The organism is Pseudomonas azerbaijanoccidentalis (genome assembly GCF_019145495.1).
Classification (GTDB): Bacteria; Pseudomonadota; Gammaproteobacteria; order Pseudomonadales; family Pseudomonadaceae; genus Aquipseudomonas; species Aquipseudomonas azerbaijanoccidentalis.
In genome coordinates, this window is sequence record NZ_JAHSTU010000008.1 from 236,423 (window position 1) to 259,919 (window position 23,497).

The window sequence follows — 23,497 nt, forward strand, 5'->3', positions numbered from 1 at the left end:
TCGACAAAATGCGCTTTCCTGACCTTTAAGTCAGAAAATCATTGACCGAAAAGTCAGACCTGCTAAATTCGGTCACATCGGTTAACAACAATAATGAGTCTGCGAGGCCTTCCGTGATCCAGTTTTTACTAAACCAGGAACTCCGTAGCGAGCACGCCCTGGACCCGAACCTGACCGTGCTCAATTATCTGCGCGACCATGTGGGCAAACCCGGCACCAAAGAAGGCTGCGCCAGCGGTGACTGCGGTGCGTGCACCGTGGTGGTCGGCGAGTTGCAGACGGATGATTCGGGCCGCGAACACATTCGTTATCGCAGCCTCAACTCGTGCCTGACGTTTGTTTCGTCGCTGCACGGCAAACAGCTCATCAGCGTTGAAGACCTCAAGCACAAAGGCGAACTGCACAGCGTGCAGAAAGCCATGGTCGAGTGCCACGGCTCGCAGTGCGGCTTCTGCACGCCGGGCTTCGTCATGTCGCTGTTCGCCCTGCAAAAGAACAGTGACGAACCCGACTCCCATAAAGCCCACGAAGCGCTGGCCGGCAACCTCTGCCGTTGCACCGGCTATCGGCCGATTCTGGAAGCGGCCCAGCAATCCTGCTGCGGCAAGCAACCGGATCAGTTCGACGCCCGCGAGGCCGACACCATCGCGCGCCTCAAAGCCATCGCGCCCACCGATATCGGCGAACTCAACAGTGGCGACAAGCGCTGCCTGGTGCCGCTGACCGTGGCCGATCTGGCTGATCTCTACGATGCCTATCCACAGGCCCGCCTGTTGGCTGGCGGTACCGATCTGGCGCTGGAAGTCACTCAATTCCACCGCACTCTGCCGGTGATGATCTACGTCGGCAACGTCGCCGAAATGAAACGCATCGAGCGCTTCGACGATCGCCTGGAAATCGGCGCCGCCACAGCCCTCTCCGACTGCTACGAAGCGCTGAACGCCGAATACCCGGACTTCGGTGAACTGCTGCAGCGCTTCGCGTCATTGCAGATCCGCAACCAGGGCACGCTGGGCGGCAACATCGGCAACGCCTCGCCGATTGGTGACTCGCCACCGCTGCTGATCGCCCTCGGCGCGCAAATCGTCCTGTGCAAGGGCGAAACCCGGCGCACCCTGGCGCTGGAAGACTACTTCATCGATTACCGTGTAACCGCGCGTCAGGAAAGCGAGTTCATCGAGAAGATCATTGTGCCCCGCGCCAGCGTCGAACAACTGTTCCGCGCTTACAAGGTTTCCAAGCGCCTGGACGATGACATCTCCGCCGTTTGCGCCGCGTTCAACATTCGCCTGGAAAACGGTGTGATCGCCGATGCCCGCGTGGCCTTCGGTGGCATGGCCGCCATTCCAAAACGTGCCAACAGCTGCGAAACCGCGCTGATCGGTTCGCCGTTCAACAACGCCACGATTGAACGTGCCTGCGCCGCCCTGGCTGAAGATTTCACGCCGCTCTCGGACTTCCGCGCCAGCAAGGAATATCGCCTGCTCAGCGCGCAGAACCTGCTGCGCAAATACTTCATCGAACTGCAAACACCGCACATCGAGACTCGGGTGACCGCTTATGTCTAATCATCACGCCGTAGAGAAGACCCAGGCCGAACTGGCTGAACTGTTCGCCAAGGACCTGACCACCGGTGTCGGCCGCAGCGTCAAGCACGACAGCGCCGCCAAGCATGTGTCCGGTGAAGCACAGTACATCGACGACCGCCTGGAGTTTCCGAACCAGTTGCACGTCTATGCGCGCCTGTCGGATCGCGCCCACGCAAAAATCATCAGCATCGACACCAAGCCCTGCTACGCCTTCGAAGGCGTGCGCATCGCCATCACCCACGAAGACGTGCCGGGCCTGAAAGACATCGGTCCGTTGCTGCCAGGCGATCCGCTGCTGGCGATCGACACCGTGGAATTCGTCGGCCAACCGGTGATCGCCGTCGCCGCGAAAGATCTCGAAACCGCCCGCAAGGCAGCCATGGCCGCGATCATCGAATACGAAGATCTCGAACCGGTACTGGACGTGGTCGAAGCCCTGCGCAAACGCCACTTCGTACTCGACAGCCACACCCATCAGCGCGGCGATTCGGCCACGGCGCTGGCCACTGCCGAACACCGTATCCAAGGCACGCTGCACATCGGCGGCCAGGAACACTTCTACCTGGAAACCCAGATCTCTTCGGTGATGCCAACTGAAGACGGCGGCATGATCGTTTACTGCTCCACGCAGAACCCCACCGAGGTGCAGAAACTGGTGGCCGAAGTGCTGGACGTGTCGATGAACAAGATCGTCGTTGATATGCGCCGCATGGGTGGTGGTTTCGGCGGCAAGGAAACCCAGGCCGCCAGTCCGGCGTGCCTGTGCGCGGTGATCGCGCATCTGACCGGCCAACCGACCAAGATGCGCCTGCCGCGCGTCGAAGACATGTTGATGACCGGCAAGCGTCACCCGTTCTACGTCGAGTACGACGTGGGCTTCGACAGCACCGGGCGCCTGCACGGCATCAACCTGGAACTGGCCGGCAACTGTGGTTGCTCGCCTGACCTGTCGGCATCCATCGTCGACCGGGCGATGTTCCACTCGGACAACTCGTATTACCTGGGCGATGCGACCATCAACGGTCACCGCTGCAAAACCAACACGGCGTCGAACACCGCTTACCGTGGTTTCGGCGGCCCTCAAGGCATGGTCGCCATCGAAGAAGTGATGGACGCCATCGCTCGCCATCTGGCCCTTGATCCGCTGTCCGTACGCAAGGCCAACTACTACGGCAAGACCGAGCGCAACGTCACGCATTACTACCAGACCGTCGAGCACAACATGCTCGAAGAGATGACCGCCGAACTGGAAGAAAGCAGCCAGTACGCGGAACGTCGCGAAGCGATCCGTCGCTACAACGCCAACAGCCCGATCCTGAAAAAAGGCCTGGCCCTGACCCCGGTGAAATTCGGTATTTCCTTCACCGCCAGCTTCCTCAACCAGGCCGGCGCGCTGGTGCACGTCTACACCGACGGCAGCATCCACCTGAACCACGGCGGCACCGAAATGGGCCAGGGCCTGAACACCAAAGTCGCGCAGGTCGTGGCCGAAGTGTTCCAGGTGGAAATGGACCGTGTGCAGATCACCGCGACCAACACTGACAAGGTGCCGAACACCTCGCCGACCGCCGCGTCCAGCGGTGCCGACTTGAACGGCAAGGCCGCACAGAACGCGGCAGAAATCATCAAGAAACGCCTGATCGAATTCGCTGCGCGTCAGTACAAAGTCACCGAAGAAGACGTGGAATTCCACAACGGCCACGTACGGGTTCGCGATCACATCCTGACCTTTGAAGCGTTGATCCAGCAGGCGTATTTCAATCAGGTGTCGCTGTCGAGCACTGGGTTCTACAAGACCCCGAAAATCTACTACGACCGCAGCCAGGCCCGCGGCCGTCCGTTCTACTATTTCGCCTTTGGCGCGGCCTGCTGCGAAGTGCTGGTCGACACCCTGACCGGCGAATACAAAATGCTGCGTACCGACATCCTCCACGATGTCGGCGCCTCGCTGAACCCGGCCATCGACATCGGTCAGGTCGAGGGCGGTTTCATCCAGGGCATGGGTTGGCTGACCATGGAAGAACTGGTGTGGAACAACAAGGGCAAGCTGATGACCAACGGCCCGGCCAGCTACAAGATTCCGGCCGTGGCGGACATGCCGCTGGACCTGCGGGTGAAGCTGGTGGAAAACCGCAAGAACCCGGAAGACACAGTGTTCCATTCCAAGGCTGTTGGTGAGCCGCCGTTCATGCTCGGCATCGCGGCGTGGTGTGCGATCAAGGATGCCGTGGCGAGCCTGGGCGATTACAAACATCAACCGAAAATCGACGCACCGGCGACCCCGGAGCGGGTGTTGTGGGGTTGTGAGCAGATGCGCCAGTTGAAGGTGGCGAAGGCTGTGGAAACCGAAGCTGAGTTGGCTTCCCTCTAGACCGAGGCGCGGCCAATCGCTAGCAGGCTAGCTCCCACAGGCGGAATGCATTCCAAATGTGGGAGCTAGCCTGCTAGCGATGGGGCCGGAACAGACAACAGAGATGTTGAGGTGTGTATGTACAACTGGATCGACGCCCTCGCCGACCTGCAAAACCAGGGCGAGCCCTGTGTGTTGGTGACCATCATCGAAGAGCTCGGCTCGACACCGCGCAATGCCGGTTCGAAGATGGTCATCAGCGCCCGCCAGGCATTCGACACCATCGGTGGCGGACACCTGGAATACAAGGCCATGCAGATCGCCCGCGAGATGCTCGCCAGCGGCAAGCAAGACACCCATCTGGAGCGCTTCAGCCTCGGTGCCAGCCTCGGCCAGTGCTGCGGTGGTGCCACCGTTTTGCTGTTCGAACCCATGGGCCAGGTGCAGGCGCAAATCGCCGTGTTCGGTGCCGGTCACGTCGGGCGCGCGTTGGTGCCGTTGTTGGCGAGCCTGCCGTGCCGGGTCCGCTGGATTGACTCGCGCGAAGAGGAATTCCCCGAGCAGATCCCCCATGGCGTGCGCAAGATTGTTTCCGAAGAACCAGTGGATGACGTCGACGACCTACCCGCCGGCAGCTACTGCATCGTCATGACCCACAACCACCAGCTCGACCTCGAACTCACTGCGGCGATCCTCAAACGCAACGACTTCGCCTACTTCGGCCTGATCGGCTCGAAGACCAAACGGGTGAAGTTCGAACATCGCCTGCGCGACCGTGGTTTCGACAGCGGCGTCGTGCAACGCATGCGCTGCCCGATGGGCATCGGCGAAGTCAAAGGCAAGTTGCCTGTGGAAATCGCCGTCTCCATCGCCGGCGAGATCATCGCCACCTATAACGCCAATTTCGGCCAGCAAACTACCAGCGCTGGATCATCGATTGCCAAACTGCTGCCTGCTTCCCGCCGCAGCCAAGCCTCTAATTGATAAGCCTTAGAAACCGAGAACCCCCATGCCTTTGACTCGCAAAGCCTACCGCGCCGCCATCCTGCACAGCATCGCCGACCCCGCCGAAGTGGGGATCGAAGCCTCGTATGAGTATTTCGAAGACGGCTTGCTGGTCGTCGATAACGGCAAAATCAGCGCCCTTGGCCACGCCAGCGAATTGCTGCCGACGCTGCCGGCTGACATTGAAATCACCCATTACCAAGACGCGCTGATCACCCCAGGCTTTATCGACACGCACATTCACTTGCCACAAACCGGCATGGTCGGTGCCTACGGCGAGCAACTGCTGGACTGGCTGAATACCTACACCTTCCCGTGCGAAAGCCAGTTTGCCGACAAGGCCCATGCCGACGAAGTCGCCGACATTTTCATCAAGGAACTGCTGCGCAACGGCACCACCACTGCCCTGGTATTCGGCAGCGTGCACCCGCAATCGGTGAACTCGTTCTTCGAAGCCGCCGAGCAGCTCGACCTGCGCATGATTGCCGGCAAGGTGATGATGGACCGCAACGCCCCGGACTACCTGACCGACACCGCCGAATCCAGCTACGTCGAAAGCAAGGCGCTGATCGAACGCTGGCACGGCAAGGGCCGCCTGCACTACGCCGTGACCCCGCGATTTGCCCCGACCAGCACCCCGGAACAGCTGACCCTGGCCGGCCAGTTGCTGACCGAATACCCGGATCTGTACATGCAGACCCACATCAGCGAAAACCTCAAGGAAATCGAGTGGGTCAAGGAGCTGTTTCCGGAGCGCAAGGGCTACCTGGACGTCTACGATCACTACCAGTTGCTCGGCGAGCGCTCGGTTTTCGCCCACGGTGTGCACCTGTGCGATGACGAGTGTGCGCGGCTGGCAGAAACCGGTTCGGCCATCTCATTCTGCCCGACTTCGAACTTCTTCCTCGGCAGCGGCCTGTTCAACCTGCCGATGGCCGAGAAGCACAAACTCAACGTCGGCATCGGCACCGACGTGGGCGGCGGCACCAGTTTCTCGCTGCTGCAAACCCTCAATGAAGCCTACAAGGTCATGCAGCTGCAAGGTGCGCGCCTGAGCCCATTCAAGTCGCTGTACCTGGCGACCCTCGGCGGTGCCCGCGCACTGCGCCTTGAGGACAAGATCGGCAACCTGCAAGCGGGCACCGACGCCGACTTCCTGGTGCTGGACTACAACGCCACGCCGCTGTTGAGCTATCGCTTGAAGCAGGCCAACAACATCGCCGAGACGTTGTTTGTGCTGATGACGCTGGGGGATGACCGGACTGTGCAGCAGACGTATGCGGCGGGAAATCTGGTGCATCAGCGCTAGTTTTCTTCGGGCATAAAAAATCCCCCGCACTTTCAGTCCGGGGGATTTTTATTGCCTGTCAGAAAGATCAAAAGATCGCAGCCTGCGGCAGCTCCTACATGGAGCGCATTCTTCTGTAGGAGCTGTCGAGTGAAACGAGGCTGCGATTTTTCAGAGCTTGGCCGGCGAGCGCCCAGGCTTCTTGGTCTGCAACAAATGCGAGAACACCGCATGCAGATCATCCGACGCACTTTCCTCATCGAGGTTGAGCTTGCTGTCGATGTGATCCATGTGATGCATCATCAGGTTCACCGCCAGTTCACCGTCGCGCTTTTCGATGGCGTCGATCAACTGGGTGTGCTCGTCGTAGGAGCAGTGGGATCGGTTACCGCTTTCATACTGGGCAATAATCAGCGAAGTCTGGGACACCAGGCTGCGCTGGAAGCTGATCAGCGGCGTGTTTTTCGCCGCCTCGGCCAGTTTCAGGTGGAACTCGCCGGACAGACGGATACCGGCACCGCGATCGCCACGGGAGAAGCTGTCGCGTTCGTCGTTGACCATCTGGCGCAATTCGGCGATCTGCTCGGCGGTGGCGTGCTGCACCGCCAGCTCGGTGATTGCGCGCTCTACCAAACGGCGGGCCATGAACACCTGGCGGGCTTCTTCGACGCTCGGGCTGGCGACCACGGCGCCACGATTCGGACGCAGCAACACCACGCCTTCATGCGCCAGGCGCGACAAGGCGCGGCGAATGATCGTGCGGCTGACCCCGAAAATCTCCCCCAGCGCTTCTTCGCTCAACTTAGTGCCGGGCGCCAGACGCTGCTCGAGGATGGCCTCGAAGATATGCGCGTAGACAATATCGTCCTGGGTACCGCTGCGGCCGGCTTTGCCTGCTCGCGGTTGTTTCTTTAGGGGCTGCAACTGTTCGTTCATGGGCACTCGAGTCGGAAGAACTGCGGCGAATTGACCGTGACTGTAATACGGCACAGTGGGTCGCTGGCAAGTATCGCGTAAAAAACACTGCGATTGTACACAATGGATGGTGTCAACACGACTGTACGGCTGAATGTCGCCTCGGCTGTATTGCAACGGCTGATTACTTTTGAGTTTAGGCTTAAACCCGGAATCCGCGATTTGCTCGATATCTGCGTTGGAGCTGCCGAAGGCTGCGATCTTTTGATTTTGCTTTTAAGAGCCCAGATCAATAGATCGCAGCCTTCGGCAGCTCCTACGCTGGGATCGCGGACATCTTCATCTGTATAAGGAACACCGCCGTCATGAATGACGCCACGCACACCCAATTGCGTCCCTTGGCCGACACGTCCCCTTCGGCGATCGTCGCCGGTTTCATTGCGATGATGACCGGTTACACCAGCTCGCTGGTGCTGATGTTCCAGGCCGGACAGGCGGCCGGCCTGACCAGCGGGCAGATTTCGTCGTGGATCTGGGCCATCTCCATCGGCATGGCGGTGTGCTCGATCGGCCTTTCCTTGCGCTATCGCACGCCCATCACCATTGCCTGGTCGACCCCGGGCGCCGCGCTGCTGATCACCAGTCTGGGCGGTGTGTCCTACGGTGAAGCCATCGGCGCCTACATCACCTGCGCGGTGCTGGTGACCATTTGCGGCCTGACCGGCAGCTTCGAGCGCTTGGTGAAAAAAATTCCGGCCTCCCTGGCGGCCGCTCTGCTGGCGGGGATCCTGTTCAAGATCGGCAGCGAAATTTTCGTCGCCGCCCAACATCGCACGGCGCTGGTGCTGGGGATGTTCATCACTTATTTGCTGGTCAAGCGCCTGTCACCGCGTTACGCGGTGCTCGCGGCATTGTTGATTGGTACAGCGTTGTCCGGGTTCATGGGGTTGCTGGATTTCAGCGGTTTCCACCTGGAAGTGGCCACGCCGGTCTGGACCACCCCGCACTTCTCCCTGGCCGCGACGATCAGCATCGGCATTCCGCTGTTCGTGGTGGCGATGACCTCGCAAAACATGCCCGGCATCGCCGTGCTGCGGGCCGACGGCTACACCGTGCCGGCCTCGCCGCTGATCACCACCACCGGTATTGCTTCATTGCTGCTGGCGCCGTTCGGCTCCCATGGCATCAACCTGGCAGCGATCAGCGCAGCCATCTGCACCGGTCCGCATGCCCATGAAGACCGCAACAAGCGCTACACCGCCGCTGTATGGTGCGGAATTTTCTACGGGATTGCCGGGGTATTCGGCGCGACGCTGGCGGCATTGTTTGCGGCGTTGCCCAAGGAATTGGTGCTATCGATTGCCGCGCTGGCGTTGTTCGGCTCGATCATCAATGGCTTGAGCATCGCCATGAGCGAAGTGAAGGAACGTGAAGCGGCGCTGATCACCTTCATGGTCACGGCGTCGGGGCTGACGCTGTTTTCCATTGGTTCGGCGTTTTGGGGGATTGTGGCGGGGGTTGTGACGTTGGTGATTTTGAATTGGCGCAGAAGCTGAAAGATCGCGGCCTCGTTTCACTCGACAGCTCCTACAGAGTTCGCATTCCCTTGTAGGAGCTGTCGAGTGAAACGAGGCTGCGATCCTTTGATCTTAAAAAAAACGGCGACCCCGAGGGTCGCCGTTTTTTCAACATCAAGCTACCGGATTGATCGGCTTTTCCGGGTACCAGACGTCCAGCAGCGGGCTGACTTCAACGCTGGTCAGCTCGGTGCGGCCTTTGAGCCAGGCTTCAACGGCAGCGCGCTGTTCAGCGCTGACCGAGCCACGCTTCTGCAGGCAAACCAGACCGTAGTCGTCGCCGCCAACATAGCCCAGACCATTGGCTTCCATGGCTTCTTTGAGGAACGCGTCGAGGAAAGCATCAATGGCTTCATCAGCCAAATCTTCTTTGAAATCCAGGTTCAGTTCGAAACCCAGCTCTTGAAATTCATCGACGCACAGTTTTTTGCGCAGACGCTGGGAACGGTTAGTCGCCATTGGAACAATCCTCTTAAGTAATAACGGGCGGCACTTTAGCAGTTTAAGCCGCCAATTGCCCGACTCTCTGGGCGTCGACGCCTACCGCCGGTAAAAAAATAGCGGATTAGAGGGCCACGGCACGGCACAAGCCGTGACACCTTGGGGCATAATGCCGACACTTTCATGACCACTGAGGGAATTCATCTTCATGCCCTCGTTTTTTTCCCCTCGGCTGTAGGGTTCTATTTCACATGATCAAATCGTTGCGTCCATTGCTGCTGGCCGGCCTGCTGCTCCCCCTGGCCCTCCCCGTTTACGCTGCACCGATCAATACCTCTTTATCTCCCAACGTTGAAAAAGCCCTCAAGGCCAGCAAGTTGCAGGACAACGCCCTGTCGCTGGTAATGATTCCGCTCACCGGTCCGGGCACGCCGACCATTTTCAACGCCGACGTATCGGTCAACCCGGCGTCGACCATGAAGCTGGTGACCACTTACGCGGCCTTGGAAATGCTGGGCCCGAACCACCAGTGGAAAACCGAGTTCTACACCGATGGCACCCTCAGCGGCGGCATCCTCAATGGCAACCTCTACCTCAAGGGTGGCGGTGATCCAAAGCTGAACATGGAAAAACTCTGGCTGTTGATGCGCGACCTGCGCGCCAATGGCGTCACCCAGGTCACCGGCGATCTGGTGCTGGACAAGAACTTCTTCGTGCAGCCGCAACTTCCCGAGTTCAATGACGACGGCAATGACGAGAACAAACCGTTCCTGGTCAAGCCCGATGCCCTGCTGGTCAACCTCAAGGCCCTGCGGTTCGTTGCTCGTAACGACTCGGGCAAGGTCCTGGTCTCGGTGGAGCCACCGATTGCCAGCATTCGCATCGACAATCAGGTCAAGGCCCTCAACTCCAAGCAGTGCACGGGCGGCGTACGCTACAACCCGGTGCCCCAGGCCGATGGCAGCGTGACCGTGACCGTTGGCGGCCAGTTGGGCGAAGGTTGCAGTTCACAGACGTACCTGTCGCTGCTTGATCACGCGACTTACACGGCCGGTGCCGTGCGTGCGATCTGGAAAGAACTGGGCGGCAGCATCCAGGGCAAGGACGTGCTGGCGCCAACGCCAAAAGACGCCAAGGTGCTGGCGCGGGCCTTCTCGCCAGACCTGGCGGAAATCATCCGCGACATCAACAAGTTCAGTAACAACACCATGGCCCAGCAGCTGTTCCTGAGCCTGGGGCAGAAATTCCGGACCGATGCCGACGGTGACGACGCCAAGGCTGCGCAACGCGTAGTGCGCCAGTGGCTGGCAAGGAAAGGCATCACCGCGCCGCACCTGGTGATGGAGAATGGCTCCGGTCTGTCGCGCTCCGAACGCGTCAGCGCCCGGGAAATGGCGTCGATGCTGCAAGCCGCATGGCAGAGCCCTTACGCCGCCGAGTACATCAGCTCGATGCCGATTGCCGGCACCGATGGCACCATGCGCAAACGCCTGAAGACCACCGCGATGCGCGGCGAAGCTCACGTCAAGACCGGCACCCTGAACACCGTGCGCGCCATCGCCGGCTTCAGCCGTGACGTCAACGGCAACACCTGGGCCGTCGTGGCGATCCTCAACGACAAGGCGCCGTTCGGTGCGTCGTCGGTGCTCGACCAAGTGCTGCTGGACCTGTACCGCCAGCCGAAATTGCCGCAGACCGCCTCCGTGTTGTAAGCCCCAAAAGTCAAAAGATCGCAGCCTTCGGCAGCCCTACAGGTTTACACATAGCCCTGTAGGAGCTGCCGAAGGCTGCGATCTTTTTAATTCGACTCGCCCTGCACCCGGTCCCTGCCCGCCTGTTTCGCCGCATACACCCCTGAATCCGCCCGCAGTAGCAGCGCATCGGCGCCCTCTCCGACCCGCCAGCTGGCAATCCCGAAACTCGCCGTGACGATCCCGACCTCATCAATCGGTGAACTGCGCAAGCCTTGCCACAGCTCCAGCGCCAGTACATACGCTTGTTCGCCGCTGATGTTCGGGCACAGCACCATGAACTCTTCGCCCCCCAACCGGCAAAACACGTCCGTACGGCGTAGCCGATGGCCGATCCGCTCGCAGACGATCTGCAACACCCGATCGCCCACCGCATGGCCATGCTGGTCATTGATGCGCTTGAAGTGGTCGATGTCGAGCATGATCACCGACAGATCGCCGCCGCCTCGCTCAACACGGGCCATTTCGGTGGTCAGGCGCTCCTGGAAATAGCGGCGGTTGTGGATGCCCGTGAGGGAGTCCGTGACCGACAGGGCGCGCAGTTCTTCTTCCACACGCTTCATGTCGGAAATGTCCGAGATATAGCCGTGCCAGAGTACGCCGCCGCCCGGCAGCTCCTCCGGCGTCGCCTCGCCGCGTACCCAGCGCAAACCACGTTGTGGCAGCTGCACGCGATACTCCTCGCGCCAAGGGCTGAGGGTGTCCGCCGAGTCGCGAATGGAGGCGCGCACACGGGTGGTGTCCTGGGGATGGATGCGCGTAAAGATCGCTTCGGCGTTGAGCAGCAAGACGTCCGGATCGAGTTCGTAGATTTCGCGAATACCGTCACTGGCGTAGATCACGCTGAAGCGGCCATCGAATTCCATCTTGAACTGATAAATCCCGCCGGGCACATGAGCACTGAGCTTCTTCAACAGCAAGTCTCGCGCGGCCAGCGCCTCGTGCACGCGTTTGCGTTCGGTGATATCGATGCACACAGCCAGATGCCCGACCCACAAGCCTTGCTCATCCAGTACCGGAGTCGCCAGCATGTTGACGATCAAATGGCTGCCGTCGCCCCGCACCAGCGTCCACTCCCGCGCCTCGTGCCCACCGCCCTCGCCACCCTCCACCAGCATGGCGTGACAGGTCGGCACCGGCTTGCCGAAACGCGCGCTCAGTTCTGCCGAGCGCGCCGTCAGTTCCCGGGGCAAGTGCAGGTTTTCCAGGGTCATGTGCCCCACCACCTCGGCGGCGGTGTAACCAAGCATCTGCTCGGCACCGGCATTGAAGGTGCTGATCACCCCCCGCAAGTCCGTGGCAATGATCGCTACCTGGGTCGCGGCGTTCAGCACGCCGCGTAGTTGGCCATGGGTGCCGCGCAGTTCCTGCTCGCGGGCGCGCAGCTCTTCAGTCCGTTGCTCAACCATTTTCAGCGCCCGCTGCCGCTGGCTCACCAGTACGTAGAGCAAGGCGCTGAGCAGCATGCTGAGCAAACCACCGAGCACCACCAGCGTGGTCACTGAAGAGTGGTTGGCCTTGAGAAACGCCTCGCTGGGCTGGATATCGACCTGGTAATCATGGTCGGCCAGGCGCAACAACTTGGTCGCCGACAATTCACTGACGGCCGCCGCATTGGGCGATTCATACAACACTTCGTGCTGATCATCGATAGACAGATCAAGGATCCGCACCGACAGATAGTCACGCGCCGCTTCCGGCAACCCGTCCGCCAGCAACTGGCGCATGCTGATCACCGCCATCACATAGCCGAACGGCTTGGCCGTCGCTGGACTTCCGCGCAGCAGAACCGGCGCCACCAGCAACACGCCCCGCGCGTAGGCCGGCTCGATACTGACCAGATGCATGGGTTGCGACACGGCCATCTGCCCGTGCTGGTCGGCGCGCTCCAATGTCGCTCGACGCAATGGTTGGGCGAGCAAGTCATAACCGAGCGGCGAACCGAGTTTGCTTTGCGTCTGGCTGTACAGCACCACCACGTACTCGTCCCGTTCGCCAGCCAGTTGCAATTGGCCGTCAGCGTTGAGTTCGCGAAAGGTAAAACTGCTCAGGCCCTCGTCACGAATACGGCGCTCTACCGCCGCGCGCTCGTCAAGGCTCACCCGTTCAGCAAACGAGTACGCCTGGGTGCGGTGCAATAGAGGTTGGGTGTAGCCATCGAATTCCACTCGGGAGACCGAGTCGGAATTGGCGAAGAACCGGCGCAGACCATCGAGGCGCTGCTCCTGATCTTCGAAACGTTCTTCGATACGGCTGTAACGCTCACTGGCCAGCAGTTGAAAGCGTTGCCGCAATTGATGTTGAAACAGGTTGAGCGTTGACCACGCCAGCAAACCCGTGAGAATCCCGCCGACGAGCAAAACCAGGAGCGCGACCAGCCAGGCCGAGACATCTTCGCTGATAAAACCCAGGATCTTTGGGCGCACGGCGTGCAACGACATAAACGCAACTCAAAACGCCAGGTGCGGGAAAGCCCTTTGGCCCTGAGTTGAGTTATAGCTATTAGCCACTAATTTGACCAGTCCTGAAAGAACCCGCAGAGCCTTTTAAAATCAAGGCTCTGTGGATCCAAGCAGACCAAGTGTCAGCGGGCCGTGATTTTCCAGGCGCGATGGATCTTGGTGTTCCGGGCAAAATCCGGATCGATGGTCTGGGCGGAAATCTCTTCGACCGCGTAACGCTCGCTGAGGTTGGGCTCCAGCTCGAACTTGCGGAAGTTGTTGGAGAAGTACAACACCCCGCCCGGGGCCAGGCGCGCCATGGCCAGGTCGATCAACTGCACCTGATCACGCTGCACGTCGAAGATGCCTTCCATGCGCTTGGAGTTGGAGAACGTCGGCGGATCGATGAAGATCAGGTCGTACTCGTCACGGCTGGCTTCGAGCCAGGCCATCACATCGCCCTGCTCCAGACGGTTCTTGTCGGAGAAACCGTTCAGCGACAAGTTGCGACGCGCCCAGTCGAGGTAGGTTTTCGACAGGTCAACGCTGGTGGTGCTGCGCGCGCCGCCCTTGGCCGCGTGCACGCTGGCGGTCGCGGTATAGCAGAACAGATTGAGGAAGCGCTTGCCGGCCGCCTCTTTCTGAATGCGCATGCGCATCGGACGGTGGTCAAGGAACAGGCCGGTGTCGAGGTAGTCGGTGAGGTTCACCAACAGCTTGATCCCGCCTTCATTGACCTCGACGAACTTGCCTTGTGCAGCCTGGCGCTCGTACTGCTTGGTGCCACTCTGACGCTCGCGGCGCTTGACCACCACGCGGCTCTTGTCGATGTTCAAGGCCTGCGGAATCGCCGCCAGCGCATCGAACATGCGCGCCGAGGCTTTTTCCGGATCGATGGATTTCGGCGCGGCGTATTCCTGGACGTGGACCCAATCGTGATACAGGTCGATGGCCATGGAGTATTCCGGCATGTCAGCGTCATACACGCGGTAGCAATCGATGCCTTCACGCTTGACCCACTTGCCCATAGCCTTGAGATTTTTTTGCAGGCGGTTGGCAAACATCTGCCCGCCTTCGCTCAGGCGCGGCTGCTCGATCACCGGGGCCGGGGCGGGAGCCGGTTTGATCGGGTTGCCGTTTTTGTTGTACTGGCGCTCTTGCGGCACGCTCGGCGCCTCATCGTAGGCCGCCTGCTCACGCTCGGCCTGACGTTGTTCCGGGGTGCGGCGCTCACCAGTGACGAACTGGTCCGGCAGCACTTTGATCAGCAGCAGCTTGCACGGCAAGGCGCCGTTCCAGAACGAATACTGCTTGTGGCTGCGAATGCCCATGCGCTTGCCCAGGTCCGGCGCGCCAGTGAACACCGCCGCTTCCCAGTTCAGGCAGGCCTGACGCAGACGCTCGCCGAGGTTCTGGTAGAGGTAGAGCAGGCTCGCCTCGTCGCCCAGACGCTCGCCGTACGGAGGGTTGCAGATGACCAGGCCTTTCTGGTTCTGGTCCGGACGCGGCTCGAACGTCGCGACTTCGCCCTGATAGATCTTGATCCACTCGCTCAGGCCGGCACGCTCGACGTTGTTGCGGCCCGGTTGAATCAGGCGTGGGTCGGCTTCGTATCCGCGAATCCACAGCGGTGGCTTGGCCAGACCGGCGGCAGCGCGCTCGGACGCTTCTTCATGCAATTTCTTCCACAACGCCGGTACGTGACCCAGCCAGGCAGTGAAGCCCCACTGCTCACGACGCAAGTTCGGCGCCATATCGGCGGCGATCATCGCTGCCTCAACGAGGAACGTACCCACACCGCACATCGGGTCGGCCAGCGCGCCGCCTTCGGCCGCAATGCGTGGCCAGCCGGAACGGATCAGGATCGCGGCCGCGAGGTTTTCCTTCAGCGGCGCCGCACCTTGCTGCAAGCGATAGCCGCGCTGGTGCAGGCTGTGGCCCGACAGGTCGAGGGAGAGAATCGCTTCGCCACGGTCCAGGCGCAGGTGAATGCGAAGGTCCGGATTGAGTTTGTCGATCGACGGACGGTCGCCTTGCGGGGTGCGCAGTTTGTCGACGATGGCGTCCTTGACCTTCAACGCGCCGAAATGGGTGTTGTCGATGCCGGAGCCGTGACCGCTGAATTCGACGGCCAGGGTGCCGTCATTGAGCATATGGTCTTGCCACTCGATGTCGAGCACGCCGTGATAGAGGTCCTCGGCGTCCTTCATCGGGAAACGCTTGAGCACCAGCAAGACCCGGTTGGCCAGACGCGACCACAGGCACAGGCGATAAGCGGTTTCCATGGTGGCCATGCCGCGCACGGCAGAGGTGTGCTCACGTGCTTCCTCAAGGCCAAGCCCGACGGCTTCCTCGATGAGCAGGCCTTCAAGGCCTTTTGGGCAAGTGAGGAAGAGTTCGAAACGATCGGACATGAGAATTCAAGAGCCTTTGGCTGAGTGGACCGACAACGCATTGCCGGCCCGGTTTTCAATCAGGCGCTTTTCTCGAAGAGCGCCCGCGTGGCACGAAGGTGTGCCGTTCCACCCCTGCTGCCCGGGTTAAATGAGCTTAGATGCAAGGACAGATAAAAAAGTTGATGCAACAAAATGACATAAGTCGACCCTTCGTCGAATAGTCCTTCCCGGCAACGGGAGGCATTCTCACCAAAGAATTAACCTGATCATCCTGTGCAGGGCCGATCATACCGGGGTTTGCCTAAAAAATACGCAGCGAACATCCAGTTACTTATGGCCTTAGCACATGAACAGTTACGTCCTTATGACAAAACGATCATTCCCTCGATGTGACGCATTGGTTAGAACTCAACTCAGGTTGGCGCCGCAATGACGCCAACACCTTGGCTCGTCACGCCGGCAACGAGCCCCCAACGGCAGAGTTTTTCTGCCTGACCTCAATAGAGGTCGACGCGATACATACAGTCAACAAGTGAGGGCAATACCCTATGAGAAGACTTAAGCGTGATCCGTTGGAAAGAGCATTTTTGCGCGGATATCAATATGGCGTTGGTGGCAAATCCCGTGAGCTTTGCCCATTTACTCTACCGTCGGTACGTCAAGCCTGGATTAACGGCTGGCGAGAAGGACGCGGCGACAACTGGGACGGTATGACCGGCACTGCGGGAATCCACAGACTCAACGAACTTCACGCCGTCGGCTAACACAGGGCACAACACTCCGACACGACAATCTGATTTTGTACTGAATTAACCACGCACGTCCCATCCGGACGGCGGGCTACGGCCCAGGGGCTCCTTTAAAGGGGCCCTTTTTTATGCCTGTAAAAAAACCGTTCCCCTGTAGGAGCTGCCGAAGGCTGCGATCTTTTGATTTTGCTTTTTAAAAGACAAGATCAAAAGATCGCAGCCTTCGGCAACTCCTACGAAGGATCAGCGTAGCGCTGCGATGGCGTCGACAGACTCGCGAATCAACGCCGGGCCTTTATAGATAAAGCCGGAGTAGATCTGCACCAGGCTCGCGCCCGCCGTGATCTTCTCTGCCGCATGTTTGCCTTCGGTAATGCCACCGGCCGCAATGATCGGCAAACGACCGGCCAACTCCGCCGCCAGCACCTTAACGGTATTCGTGCTCTTGTCGCGAACCGGTGCGCCGGACAGACCGCCCGCCTCGTCACCATGCTCCATGCCTTCGACGCCGACGCGGCTCAGGGTGGTGTTGGTGGCGATGACCGCGTCCATTCCGGTTTCGATCAACGCTTGCGCAACCTGCGCGGTTTCTTCGTCGGTCATGTCCGGGGCGATCTTGATGGCCAACGGCACGTGCTTGCCGTGACGCAGCGCCAGTTCCGCACGGCGAGTCGCCAGGTCGGCCAGCAGTTGCTTGAGCGAGTCGCCAAACTGCAGGCTGCGCAGGCCTGGCGTGTTCGGCGAGCTGACATTGACCGTCACATAGCTGGCGTGGGCGTAAACCTTGTCCAGGCAAATCAGGTAATCGTCGACCGCACGCTCAACCGGCGTATCAAAGTTCTTGCCGATATTGATTCCCAGCACGCCCTTGTACTTGGCCGCTGCGACGCGGGCCAGCAGGTGATCAACGCCGAGGTTGTTAAAGCCCATGCGATTGATGATCGCCTCGGCTTCCGGCAGACGGAACAAGCGTGGTTTTGGGTTGCCCGGCTGCGGGCGCGGGGTAACGGTGCCGATTTCGACAAAACCGAAACCCAGCTGTGCAAAGCCGTCGATGGCCGCGCCGTTCTTGTCCAGACCCGCTGCCAAACCCACCGGATTGGGGAAGTCCAACCCCATGACGGTCACCGGCTTCTTGGCCGGGGCCTTGCACAGCAAGCCGTTGAGCCCCAGACGCCCGCCCGCGCCGATCAGGTCCAGGGACAGATCGTGGGAAGTTTCCGGGGAAAGTTTGAACAACAGCTGACGGGCCAGGGTGTACATGGGCGGGTTTGACTCGATTGGCGGCAAATTGAGGCGGCGATTATAGCCGGGGTTGATGTTGACAGGCGATCTCTTTGCCGTGATCAAGGCCCGGCAGTCTCCTGTACCGCGTAGTGGTTGTCGGTACGTTTGGTAATGCCGAACACCAGCGGAAAGTAAATGATCATTGCCATCAGCGCGAGACAGCCGTTCAGGATATGCCCCTCATAACCGGCATCGACCTCGCTATCACTGAGCAACGTCGCTACCGCCCCCACCACCAATGAGATGGCATGACCCGCCGAGAGGCGGAGCGCCCCAATGTTGAAAAGCGCATCCGCCAACTGCGTTCGGGTCGGTTGCTGAACGCCGGCACGTACCTGCAGAACGATTTGCTGCAATGATTGCGGGTCGGAAAAAACCGAGTCCAACCCCGGATTCGGAGACAGCACCTGCCAACTTTTGCAAAGAATCGAGACGACGTCGTCCAAGGCCATGGCAAACCCGTTTATCGCCCCCTGGATCGCATCGGCACCCAGGTTGTAACCAAGTCCAGCCGCAGCCCTGGCCGGGCCGCTGAGCGGTGCGAGCTGACCCAGCTCTGCCAGTAAAAACTGGGCCGCACCATAGGCCGCAGTCGTGGCTCCCGCGGCCTTGGGATTTGTGGGCCCCGCATTGTCCTGCAAAGGAATGACAACATTGGCCAATCCTCTGGCCAGTGTATAAACAGAGCCGCCAATCACCGTCGGCAGCAAAGTACTGGCGGCTCCCGTGATATGCGCGGCAATCAGCGCGCCCATCGTTATGCTGGCCATGCACACGCGCCCCAGACGCGACGCTGGACTGGCGGTCCCGTCGCGCTCATTTCGAATCGCACCCAACAAAGTCAGCGCCGGTCCGATCATGGTCAGCGCGACCACCGCCCATGCTCGAGACGCCTCAGGCGAATCGCCTTCGCGCAATGCTTGTTCGACGTGATAGCTGACCACCTGCCGCAGCACAGTGGTCAGCGCGACAATCAATCCCGTACGCCCGGCGGCATTGAGCAAATTGAGCCCAGGCCCTTTGGCGGCTTCGAGCCATTCCATGCCTGCCTGGAGCACGGTTTGCATTCGGCTTTCACGGGTTCGCGTGTCATCTGCCGCATCTAACACCTTTACCCGATCAAACAACTCTTGATTGATCCGCTCCCTGGGTAAACACCGTTGATCAACGAATGCGTTGACCCGTCCCACTGCATCCTGGTCTATCTCGCCAAGCTGGCGATAACTCTCTTCAAAATGAGTCGTCATCGCACGACTCATGTGCTGCATTCCCACAGCGTTTTGTCGCGCCGTCCCCAATTTGGCTACTTGAAACCGGGATGATGAACCCAGCAGTGAAGGGTCCTGCAACTCCACTGTGCAGCGCGCCGGCGACGCACTGACTGCACAGAGGCTATCGGGTAATGCGATGACGCGTGTTGTCAATCCGGCAATCGATTGAACCATCATGACTTTCCTTTTTCATTGATGACGTTGCCACGAGTGTTGTCATCTCTCACCACTCAATCTTTTCCCACGCGTCATCCCCCATCGGCTCAAACACTTCACGCATGAAACCTTTGACGAAGACATCCATGCTGAATGCCAGGCTGTTGGCTGCACGCATTTCCTTGAACAGCTGCGAGTCTTCCAGCTTCTCCTCTTTCAGACGAACCAACACCTGAAGGGTGACGGCCATCAGTGCCCGGGCCGTCGGGTAGGCGGCAGAGGTGCCGTCTGCGCTGCGCAGCGAGCGGAGAAAATCGTAGATCGCCTTTTCGCCCTGGCCCTCCATGGTTAACAGCTGTTGATACAAGCGCTCGAATTCAGGGTCCGGGCGCCTGTTTTCGGACGCACTCTGATCGACAGCAAGGAGACGTGACTCAAGCGTCTCAACCTCGGCGCCCTGCTGCTTGAGCGCGCTGAGCCCCATCAAACTATCAACCCTCATGGCTCACCTCGGGACGGGCAGCTGGCGTGAAACCGGCATTGCGCTCGGTGAACGAGGAACACAGCGCCGTGAGCGCCTGAATTGCACTCTGGTCCAAAGCACGAACCGACTCCGGCAGATTCTCGACGCATGCCAGCAACCGTGGTTCCAATCGTCGGCGGCTCGTTTCAGTATCGAATTCGAGCAGTTGGTCAGCCAGGCGTACCACATAACGTTCCTGCGGGTGATAGTCGACGATCACTTCGCCAGGCCACAGTCTTTTCAGTCGCTCGCGCAGTTCATCGCTCCGGGATTGGCAATGCAGTGGAAGCAGCACATGCAGCACGGCAACCGAATCGACCGACTGCGTGGCCAGCCAGCGCTCGAGCATTTCGTCCAGCCATTCGGGCCGACTCAGTGCTTCTGCGAGCAATCCGCGAGCGGCTTGTGCGAGTTCTTGACGCAGTTTCTGCCCCAATGCCTGCGACTCCAGCAACCCCTCAGCCAGATGTTCGCTCGCGCGCAAAATGCCCTCGGCATAGCCTCGCTGAAAAGCCTCGGCATGCACCGCTTCGGCATCGTGCCGGGCCTGGTCGACGCAATCACGCGCCCAACGCTGAGCCTGACGCTGCAAAGTACGGCGTTGACGGGTGGCGGAAATGTCCTCGCGGGACAAATGCACAGAGTGGGAATCGGGGAGTTCAGTCAGGGTTCGGATAGCGTCGAGCATGTTGCACCGCCAAGAAGAAAAGAGCTGGATCGGGTTCTGTGATCGGCCATTGCCTGTGCAAGCGAACAACCGGTTCGGAAAATTGCAGGATCAAACGCTCGAGCAACAGGGGCGGCACCTGCTCGCACCAGCTCCACAATGCATTGAGGCCAGCGGCTTCGACCTGTTCCAAGGAAACGGGCAAGCACTCGATTGGCAGGTCGCCTCGAGGCCCCAAGCGATAACCGGCGAACTGGCGCAACGACAGTGGCAACCGCAGCAGCGCAGCGCCTTGCGCCAGATCCGGCATCAGCCGGTAAGCACCCATCAGCCTCGCGATGTAAGGCAAATGTCGCCAATGAAGCACCCATTGCTTCGCCACGGCGGTCAGCGGCGTTGCTGGAGGAGCCCCTGTTTCAAGCCCTTCAAGCAATACGCCGTTAAGCAGGTCTCGCGCCTCAGGCCCGTCGAATCCCGCCGGTAAAGTCAGGCGTTGCGGGTGCAGATAAAAGAGTGGTTCGACGAGAATCCGCCGCAAACATTCAGCGTGCGACATCACGCGGCCCTTTGTTGGACTGGTGATAGATCCAGGCTGCGCCAGTGGCCAACAGCAACCCGCTCGCAGCGGCCAACAACCACAGCCACTGCGAATGCCCTTGCCTGGCGATCGCGGACGGCGCGACATGCTGGGTGGGCGAACGCTTGGACAGCACCACCGAGATGTTCTCGTACTCGACCGCCGCAAAACTGTTCTTGAGAAAACGCTTGATGTCGGTGATCAGCAACTGCGGTTCGACGTCGCGCTCATGGATCGCCACCGCTGAGAGGTGAATGGGCGGTGACTTGCGCCCGCCTTCGCCGGCATCCACGTCGTAACTGACATGCACCCGCGCTGAAACCACACCTTCGAGCACACCCAGCGACTGTTCCATTCTCTGTTCCAGCGCCGAATAAAGCCGAGCCTTTTCAGCGCGGGGCGAGGCCACCAGCGAGTCGGCAGGAAACATCTCTGCCACTTGCAAGCGTGGCCGAGAAGGCAATGAGTAGAGGTTGAGCAAGTCGACAGCAGCGGAAAAATCGAGCTGATCGATTTTCACTGCATAACCGGTCTTGCCGGTGTCCACTTTTACCGCCGCGATGTTGTTGCGTTGCAGAACCGAAAGCACTTCATTGGCCTGCAACTGGTCCAGCCCTTCGAGCAGATTCGGTTGCCGGCAACCGATCAACGCCAGACACACCAATATGAGTAACGCGCCTGCCTTCATGACGCACGCAACAGAGTTTCAGCCGTACCAACCGCTTTGCGAACCAGCACGTTAAGCAAGTTGATATCGACGTTGTACTGCCCCACCTGTTCCTGCAACTGAGTCAGCAATTCAGGACTGGTGATATCCGGGCGCTGCATCAACTGATTGATCGCCGAGACTTCCTGTTCGCTGTTGACCGCAGACCCGGCGAACGCTTCGATCAATCGAGACTCCAGGGAGACCACCGGGCCTTCCTGCGGACCACGCAATTCAGTGAATGCTGTCCGGTCAACGAAGGCCTGGGAAATGTTTTGAATAGACATGCGATGCACTCAAGAAAGGCCATCGACACGTACCCGATGGCCGGTGAAAAGAAAGAATCAGCGAGCCGCCTGGATAATCGCCATGTCGATGTCCTTGAAACCCTTGATCGTATTGGTCTGGGCGTTACGGAATACCGTGTACGAAGAGAAGGCTGCCTGGTAGGCCGCCAGCTTCGCGGGGTCGGAAGCATCGTCCTCGAGTTCGTCCAGGGCCTTGTCCAGGGCTATCTTGAGATTTTCTGCACCGAGTTCGAACGCTGCGGCCTGACGCCCGAGAAAGTCGTCGGAAAAGTCGATCGGAATACCAATACCAGACATGAATCACCTATTAGTGTTGTGTTGGAAAATGCCAGGATGACGACGTCATCTTGATGTAGCCCTGGGGGCCGGTTTGAAACGACTTGTGCTTGAGCGATTCGTCTTTGAGCTCGACCGAGAAACTCACGTAGCGATCGCCCCACTGCCGATAAAAGCTGTCGACGTAATGACGAGCGGCGGCCAGTTCGGAATCCTGCAAATTGCCTGTCACGGCAAATGTGACACTGCCCTCGTGCTCAGCGCGGCTGAAGCTCAGCGAAAGACGTTGCAAGCCTTCCTGCGCCAGATCGGCGAGCAAGTTGTCATCCTGCATTTGCACTGAAATATCCCGGGCATAGGGCGCGGCCGCGAGCAATGCCTTGATCAGTTTTGCCTGCTTGTCAGGCGTGAGCAGATTGCGCTGGGCGCTGAGCAGCAGTCGAGGTTGTGACGGGTCCTTGAGATCAAGGGAATGCCAGGCCAATTGCGGATCATGGTCGACCAGCAACTGTTCCAGTCGACGCCGCTCCTGATCCATCACCAACACTTTGCCGCTCAGAGTGTGGTGGCGCACCAGCACCTGCCGACTCCAACCGGCATCGCGTTCGGAAGCGACGAACACATAAATCGAATCGTCACGGCCGCTCAATACTTTGGCCTCCGCACTGGCTCCGGTGATCAACGCGCGGATGTCGGTTTCAGGTGCCGGGTCGGGTATCGACAACAGGCTGGTTGAGGCGACCAGCGCAGCCAGCGCCACTCCACCGGCGACCCATGGCGTCAACGGTGTACGCCAACACTTAACGACATTCACATCGGATGATGCACGGGCTGGCTGCCCAAGCAATTCAGGTGCCCAGGATTGGTCTTCAGGGCGCAGGGCAATGTGCAAGCCGCCAACCTGAATCCTTTGCTGGAAAGCGCAGTGACGTACTTGCGCAGACTCATCAAGCAGCCGCACCGGCAAGCCATCCGACGTGACCTGGTCGGCCAACACCTCAAAATTGCAGCCACCCTCTTCCAGCGGAATAAAGATGGTATCGCCAGGCACGCTGGCAGTCAGTGCCCCCTGCCCCAACAGATCCACGGCGCCTACCACGAACAAGGTCGTGGTTTCGCCGAGGGGAAACTCGCAGCCTTGCAACGGACCATTGAGTATCCGTAGAACGCAGGGCTGTTGGGCGGGGGCCGTGAGGACTGTCACCGTTCAAGCTCCAGAGCTAT

The 23,497-nt window shown here is 59.8% G+C and carries 20 protein-coding genes; 7 read left to right on the forward strand and 13 right to left on the reverse strand.

Features of this window, described 5'->3' with window-relative positions:
* Positions 1 to 113: 113 nt before the first annotated feature.
* The 4 genes from xdhA (at position 114) to guaD (ending at position 6,253) form a co-directional block, all read left to right on the forward strand.
* Complete coding sequence (gene xdhA / locus KVG88_RS24035) at positions 114 to 1,568, forward strand: xanthine dehydrogenase small subunit (RefSeq protein ID WP_217872932.1); 1,455 nt, start codon at positions 114 to 116, stop codon at positions 1,566 to 1,568.
* Positions 1,561 to 3,960 carry a xanthine dehydrogenase molybdopterin binding subunit gene (gene xdhB / locus KVG88_RS24040; protein ID WP_217872933.1) on the forward strand — a complete coding sequence of 800 codons (2,400 nt, stop codon included), beginning with the start codon at positions 1,561 to 1,563 and terminating at the stop codon, positions 3,958 to 3,960. The genes xdhA and xdhB overlap by 8 nt, the downstream gene beginning before the upstream one ends.
* A 117-nt stretch (positions 3,961 to 4,077) precedes the next feature.
* On the forward strand, positions 4,078 to 4,923 hold the full coding sequence (xdhC, locus tag KVG88_RS24045; RefSeq protein ID WP_217872934.1) for a xanthine dehydrogenase accessory protein XdhC: 846 nt from the start codon (positions 4,078 to 4,080) through the stop codon (positions 4,921 to 4,923).
* A gap of 25 nt (positions 4,924 to 4,948) precedes the next feature.
* Complete coding sequence (gene guaD / locus KVG88_RS24050) at positions 4,949 to 6,253, forward strand: guanine deaminase (protein WP_150701061.1); 1,305 nt, start codon at positions 4,949 to 4,951, stop codon at positions 6,251 to 6,253.
* Between the two features lie 150 nt (positions 6,254 to 6,403).
* On the opposite strand, the gene KVG88_RS24055 is transcribed toward guaD, so the two are convergent.
* On the reverse strand, positions 6,404 to 7,168 hold the full coding sequence (locus KVG88_RS24055; protein WP_217872935.1) for a GntR family transcriptional regulator: 765 nt from the start codon (positions 7,166 to 7,168) through the stop codon (positions 6,404 to 6,406).
* Positions 7,169 to 7,512: 344 nt separating this feature from the next.
* On the opposite strand from KVG88_RS24055, the gene KVG88_RS24060 reads away from it, so the two are divergent.
* Positions 7,513 to 8,703 carry a benzoate/H(+) symporter BenE family transporter gene (locus KVG88_RS24060; RefSeq protein ID WP_150701059.1) on the forward strand — a complete coding sequence of 397 codons (1,191 nt, stop codon included), beginning with the start codon at positions 7,513 to 7,515 and terminating at the stop codon, positions 8,701 to 8,703.
* A 135-nt stretch (positions 8,704 to 8,838) separates the two neighbouring features.
* Here KVG88_RS24060 and KVG88_RS24065 read toward each other — a convergent pair whose 3' ends face one another.
* Positions 8,839 to 9,183, reverse strand: coding sequence for a YggL family protein (locus KVG88_RS24065; RefSeq protein ID WP_007971486.1), 345 nt, complete (start codon positions 9,181 to 9,183; stop codon positions 8,839 to 8,841).
* Positions 9,184 to 9,416: 233 nt separating this feature from the next.
* Between KVG88_RS24065 and dacB the strand changes: the two genes are divergently transcribed.
* On the forward strand, positions 9,417 to 10,877 hold the full coding sequence (gene dacB / locus KVG88_RS24070; protein ID WP_217872936.1) for a D-alanyl-D-alanine carboxypeptidase/D-alanyl-D-alanine endopeptidase: 1,461 nt from the start codon (positions 9,417 to 9,419) through the stop codon (positions 10,875 to 10,877).
* Positions 10,878 to 10,963: 86 nt separating this feature from the next.
* On the opposite strand, the gene KVG88_RS24075 is transcribed toward dacB, so the two are convergent.
* Both KVG88_RS24075 and rlmKL read right to left on the reverse strand, forming a co-directional pair.
* Complete coding sequence (locus tag KVG88_RS24075; RefSeq protein ID WP_217872937.1) at positions 10,964 to 13,357, reverse strand: sensor domain-containing diguanylate cyclase; 2,394 nt, start codon at positions 13,355 to 13,357, stop codon at positions 10,964 to 10,966.
* Between the two features lie 143 nt (positions 13,358 to 13,500).
* A complete protein-coding gene (gene rlmKL / locus KVG88_RS24080) occupies positions 13,501 to 15,771 on the reverse strand; it encodes a bifunctional 23S rRNA (guanine(2069)-N(7))-methyltransferase RlmK/23S rRNA (guanine(2445)-N(2))-methyltransferase RlmL (RefSeq protein WP_150701056.1) in 2,271 nt (756 codons plus the stop codon).
* A 530-nt stretch (positions 15,772 to 16,301) separates the two neighbouring features.
* On the opposite strand from rlmKL, the gene rmf reads away from it, so the two are divergent.
* Positions 16,302 to 16,517 (forward strand): ribosome modulation factor, encoded by a 216-nt coding sequence (gene rmf, locus KVG88_RS24085; protein ID WP_003223300.1) that lies wholly within the window; start codon positions 16,302 to 16,304, stop codon positions 16,515 to 16,517.
* Between the two features lie 228 nt (positions 16,518 to 16,745).
* Here rmf and KVG88_RS24090 read toward each other — a convergent pair whose 3' ends face one another.
* The 9 genes from KVG88_RS24090 to KVG88_RS24130 all read right to left on the reverse strand — a co-directional run bounded on the left by KVG88_RS24090 (position 16,746) and on the right by KVG88_RS24130 (position 23,477).
* Positions 16,746 to 17,765, reverse strand: coding sequence for a quinone-dependent dihydroorotate dehydrogenase (locus KVG88_RS24090; protein ID WP_150701055.1), 1,020 nt, complete (start codon positions 17,763 to 17,765; stop codon positions 16,746 to 16,748).
* Positions 17,766 to 17,848: 83 nt separating this feature from the next.
* Complete coding sequence (locus tag KVG88_RS24095) at positions 17,849 to 19,237, reverse strand: hypothetical protein (protein ID WP_225934126.1); 1,389 nt, start codon at positions 19,235 to 19,237, stop codon at positions 17,849 to 17,851.
* 46 nt (positions 19,238 to 19,283) lie between these two features.
* Positions 19,284 to 19,700, reverse strand: coding sequence for a hypothetical protein (locus KVG88_RS24100; protein ID WP_225934127.1), 417 nt, complete (start codon positions 19,698 to 19,700; stop codon positions 19,284 to 19,286).
* Between the two features lie 7 nt (positions 19,701 to 19,707).
* The gene (locus KVG88_RS24105) at positions 19,708 to 20,427 is read right to left on the reverse strand and encodes an oxygen-regulated invasion protein OrgB (RefSeq protein WP_217872939.1); all 720 of its coding nucleotides are present in this window, start codon (positions 20,425 to 20,427) and stop codon (positions 19,708 to 19,710) included.
* On the reverse strand, positions 20,399 to 20,962 hold the full coding sequence (locus KVG88_RS24110; RefSeq protein WP_217872940.1) for an OrgA/MxiK family T3SS sorting platform protein: 564 nt from the start codon (positions 20,960 to 20,962) through the stop codon (positions 20,399 to 20,401). Before KVG88_RS24110 ends, KVG88_RS24105 begins: the two co-directional genes overlap by 29 nt.
* Positions 20,949 to 21,671, reverse strand: coding sequence for an EscJ/YscJ/HrcJ family type III secretion inner membrane ring protein (locus KVG88_RS24115; RefSeq protein WP_150701051.1), 723 nt, complete (start codon positions 21,669 to 21,671; stop codon positions 20,949 to 20,951). Before KVG88_RS24115 ends, KVG88_RS24110 begins: the two co-directional genes overlap by 14 nt.
* On the reverse strand, positions 21,668 to 21,976 hold the full coding sequence (gene sctI / locus KVG88_RS24120; protein WP_150701050.1) for a type III secretion system inner rod subunit SctI: 309 nt from the start codon (positions 21,974 to 21,976) through the stop codon (positions 21,668 to 21,670). Before sctI ends, KVG88_RS24115 begins: the two co-directional genes overlap by 4 nt.
* Positions 21,977 to 22,033: 57 nt before the next feature.
* Positions 22,034 to 22,294 (reverse strand): type III secretion system needle filament subunit SctF, encoded by a 261-nt coding sequence (sctF, locus tag KVG88_RS24125; protein WP_217872941.1) that lies wholly within the window; start codon positions 22,292 to 22,294, stop codon positions 22,034 to 22,036.
* A 10-nt stretch (positions 22,295 to 22,304) separates the two neighbouring features.
* Positions 22,305 to 23,477, reverse strand: coding sequence for a PrgH/EprH family type III secretion apparatus protein (locus KVG88_RS24130; protein WP_217872942.1), 1,173 nt, complete (start codon positions 23,475 to 23,477; stop codon positions 22,305 to 22,307).
* Between the last annotated feature and the right edge of the window lie 20 nt (positions 23,478 to 23,497).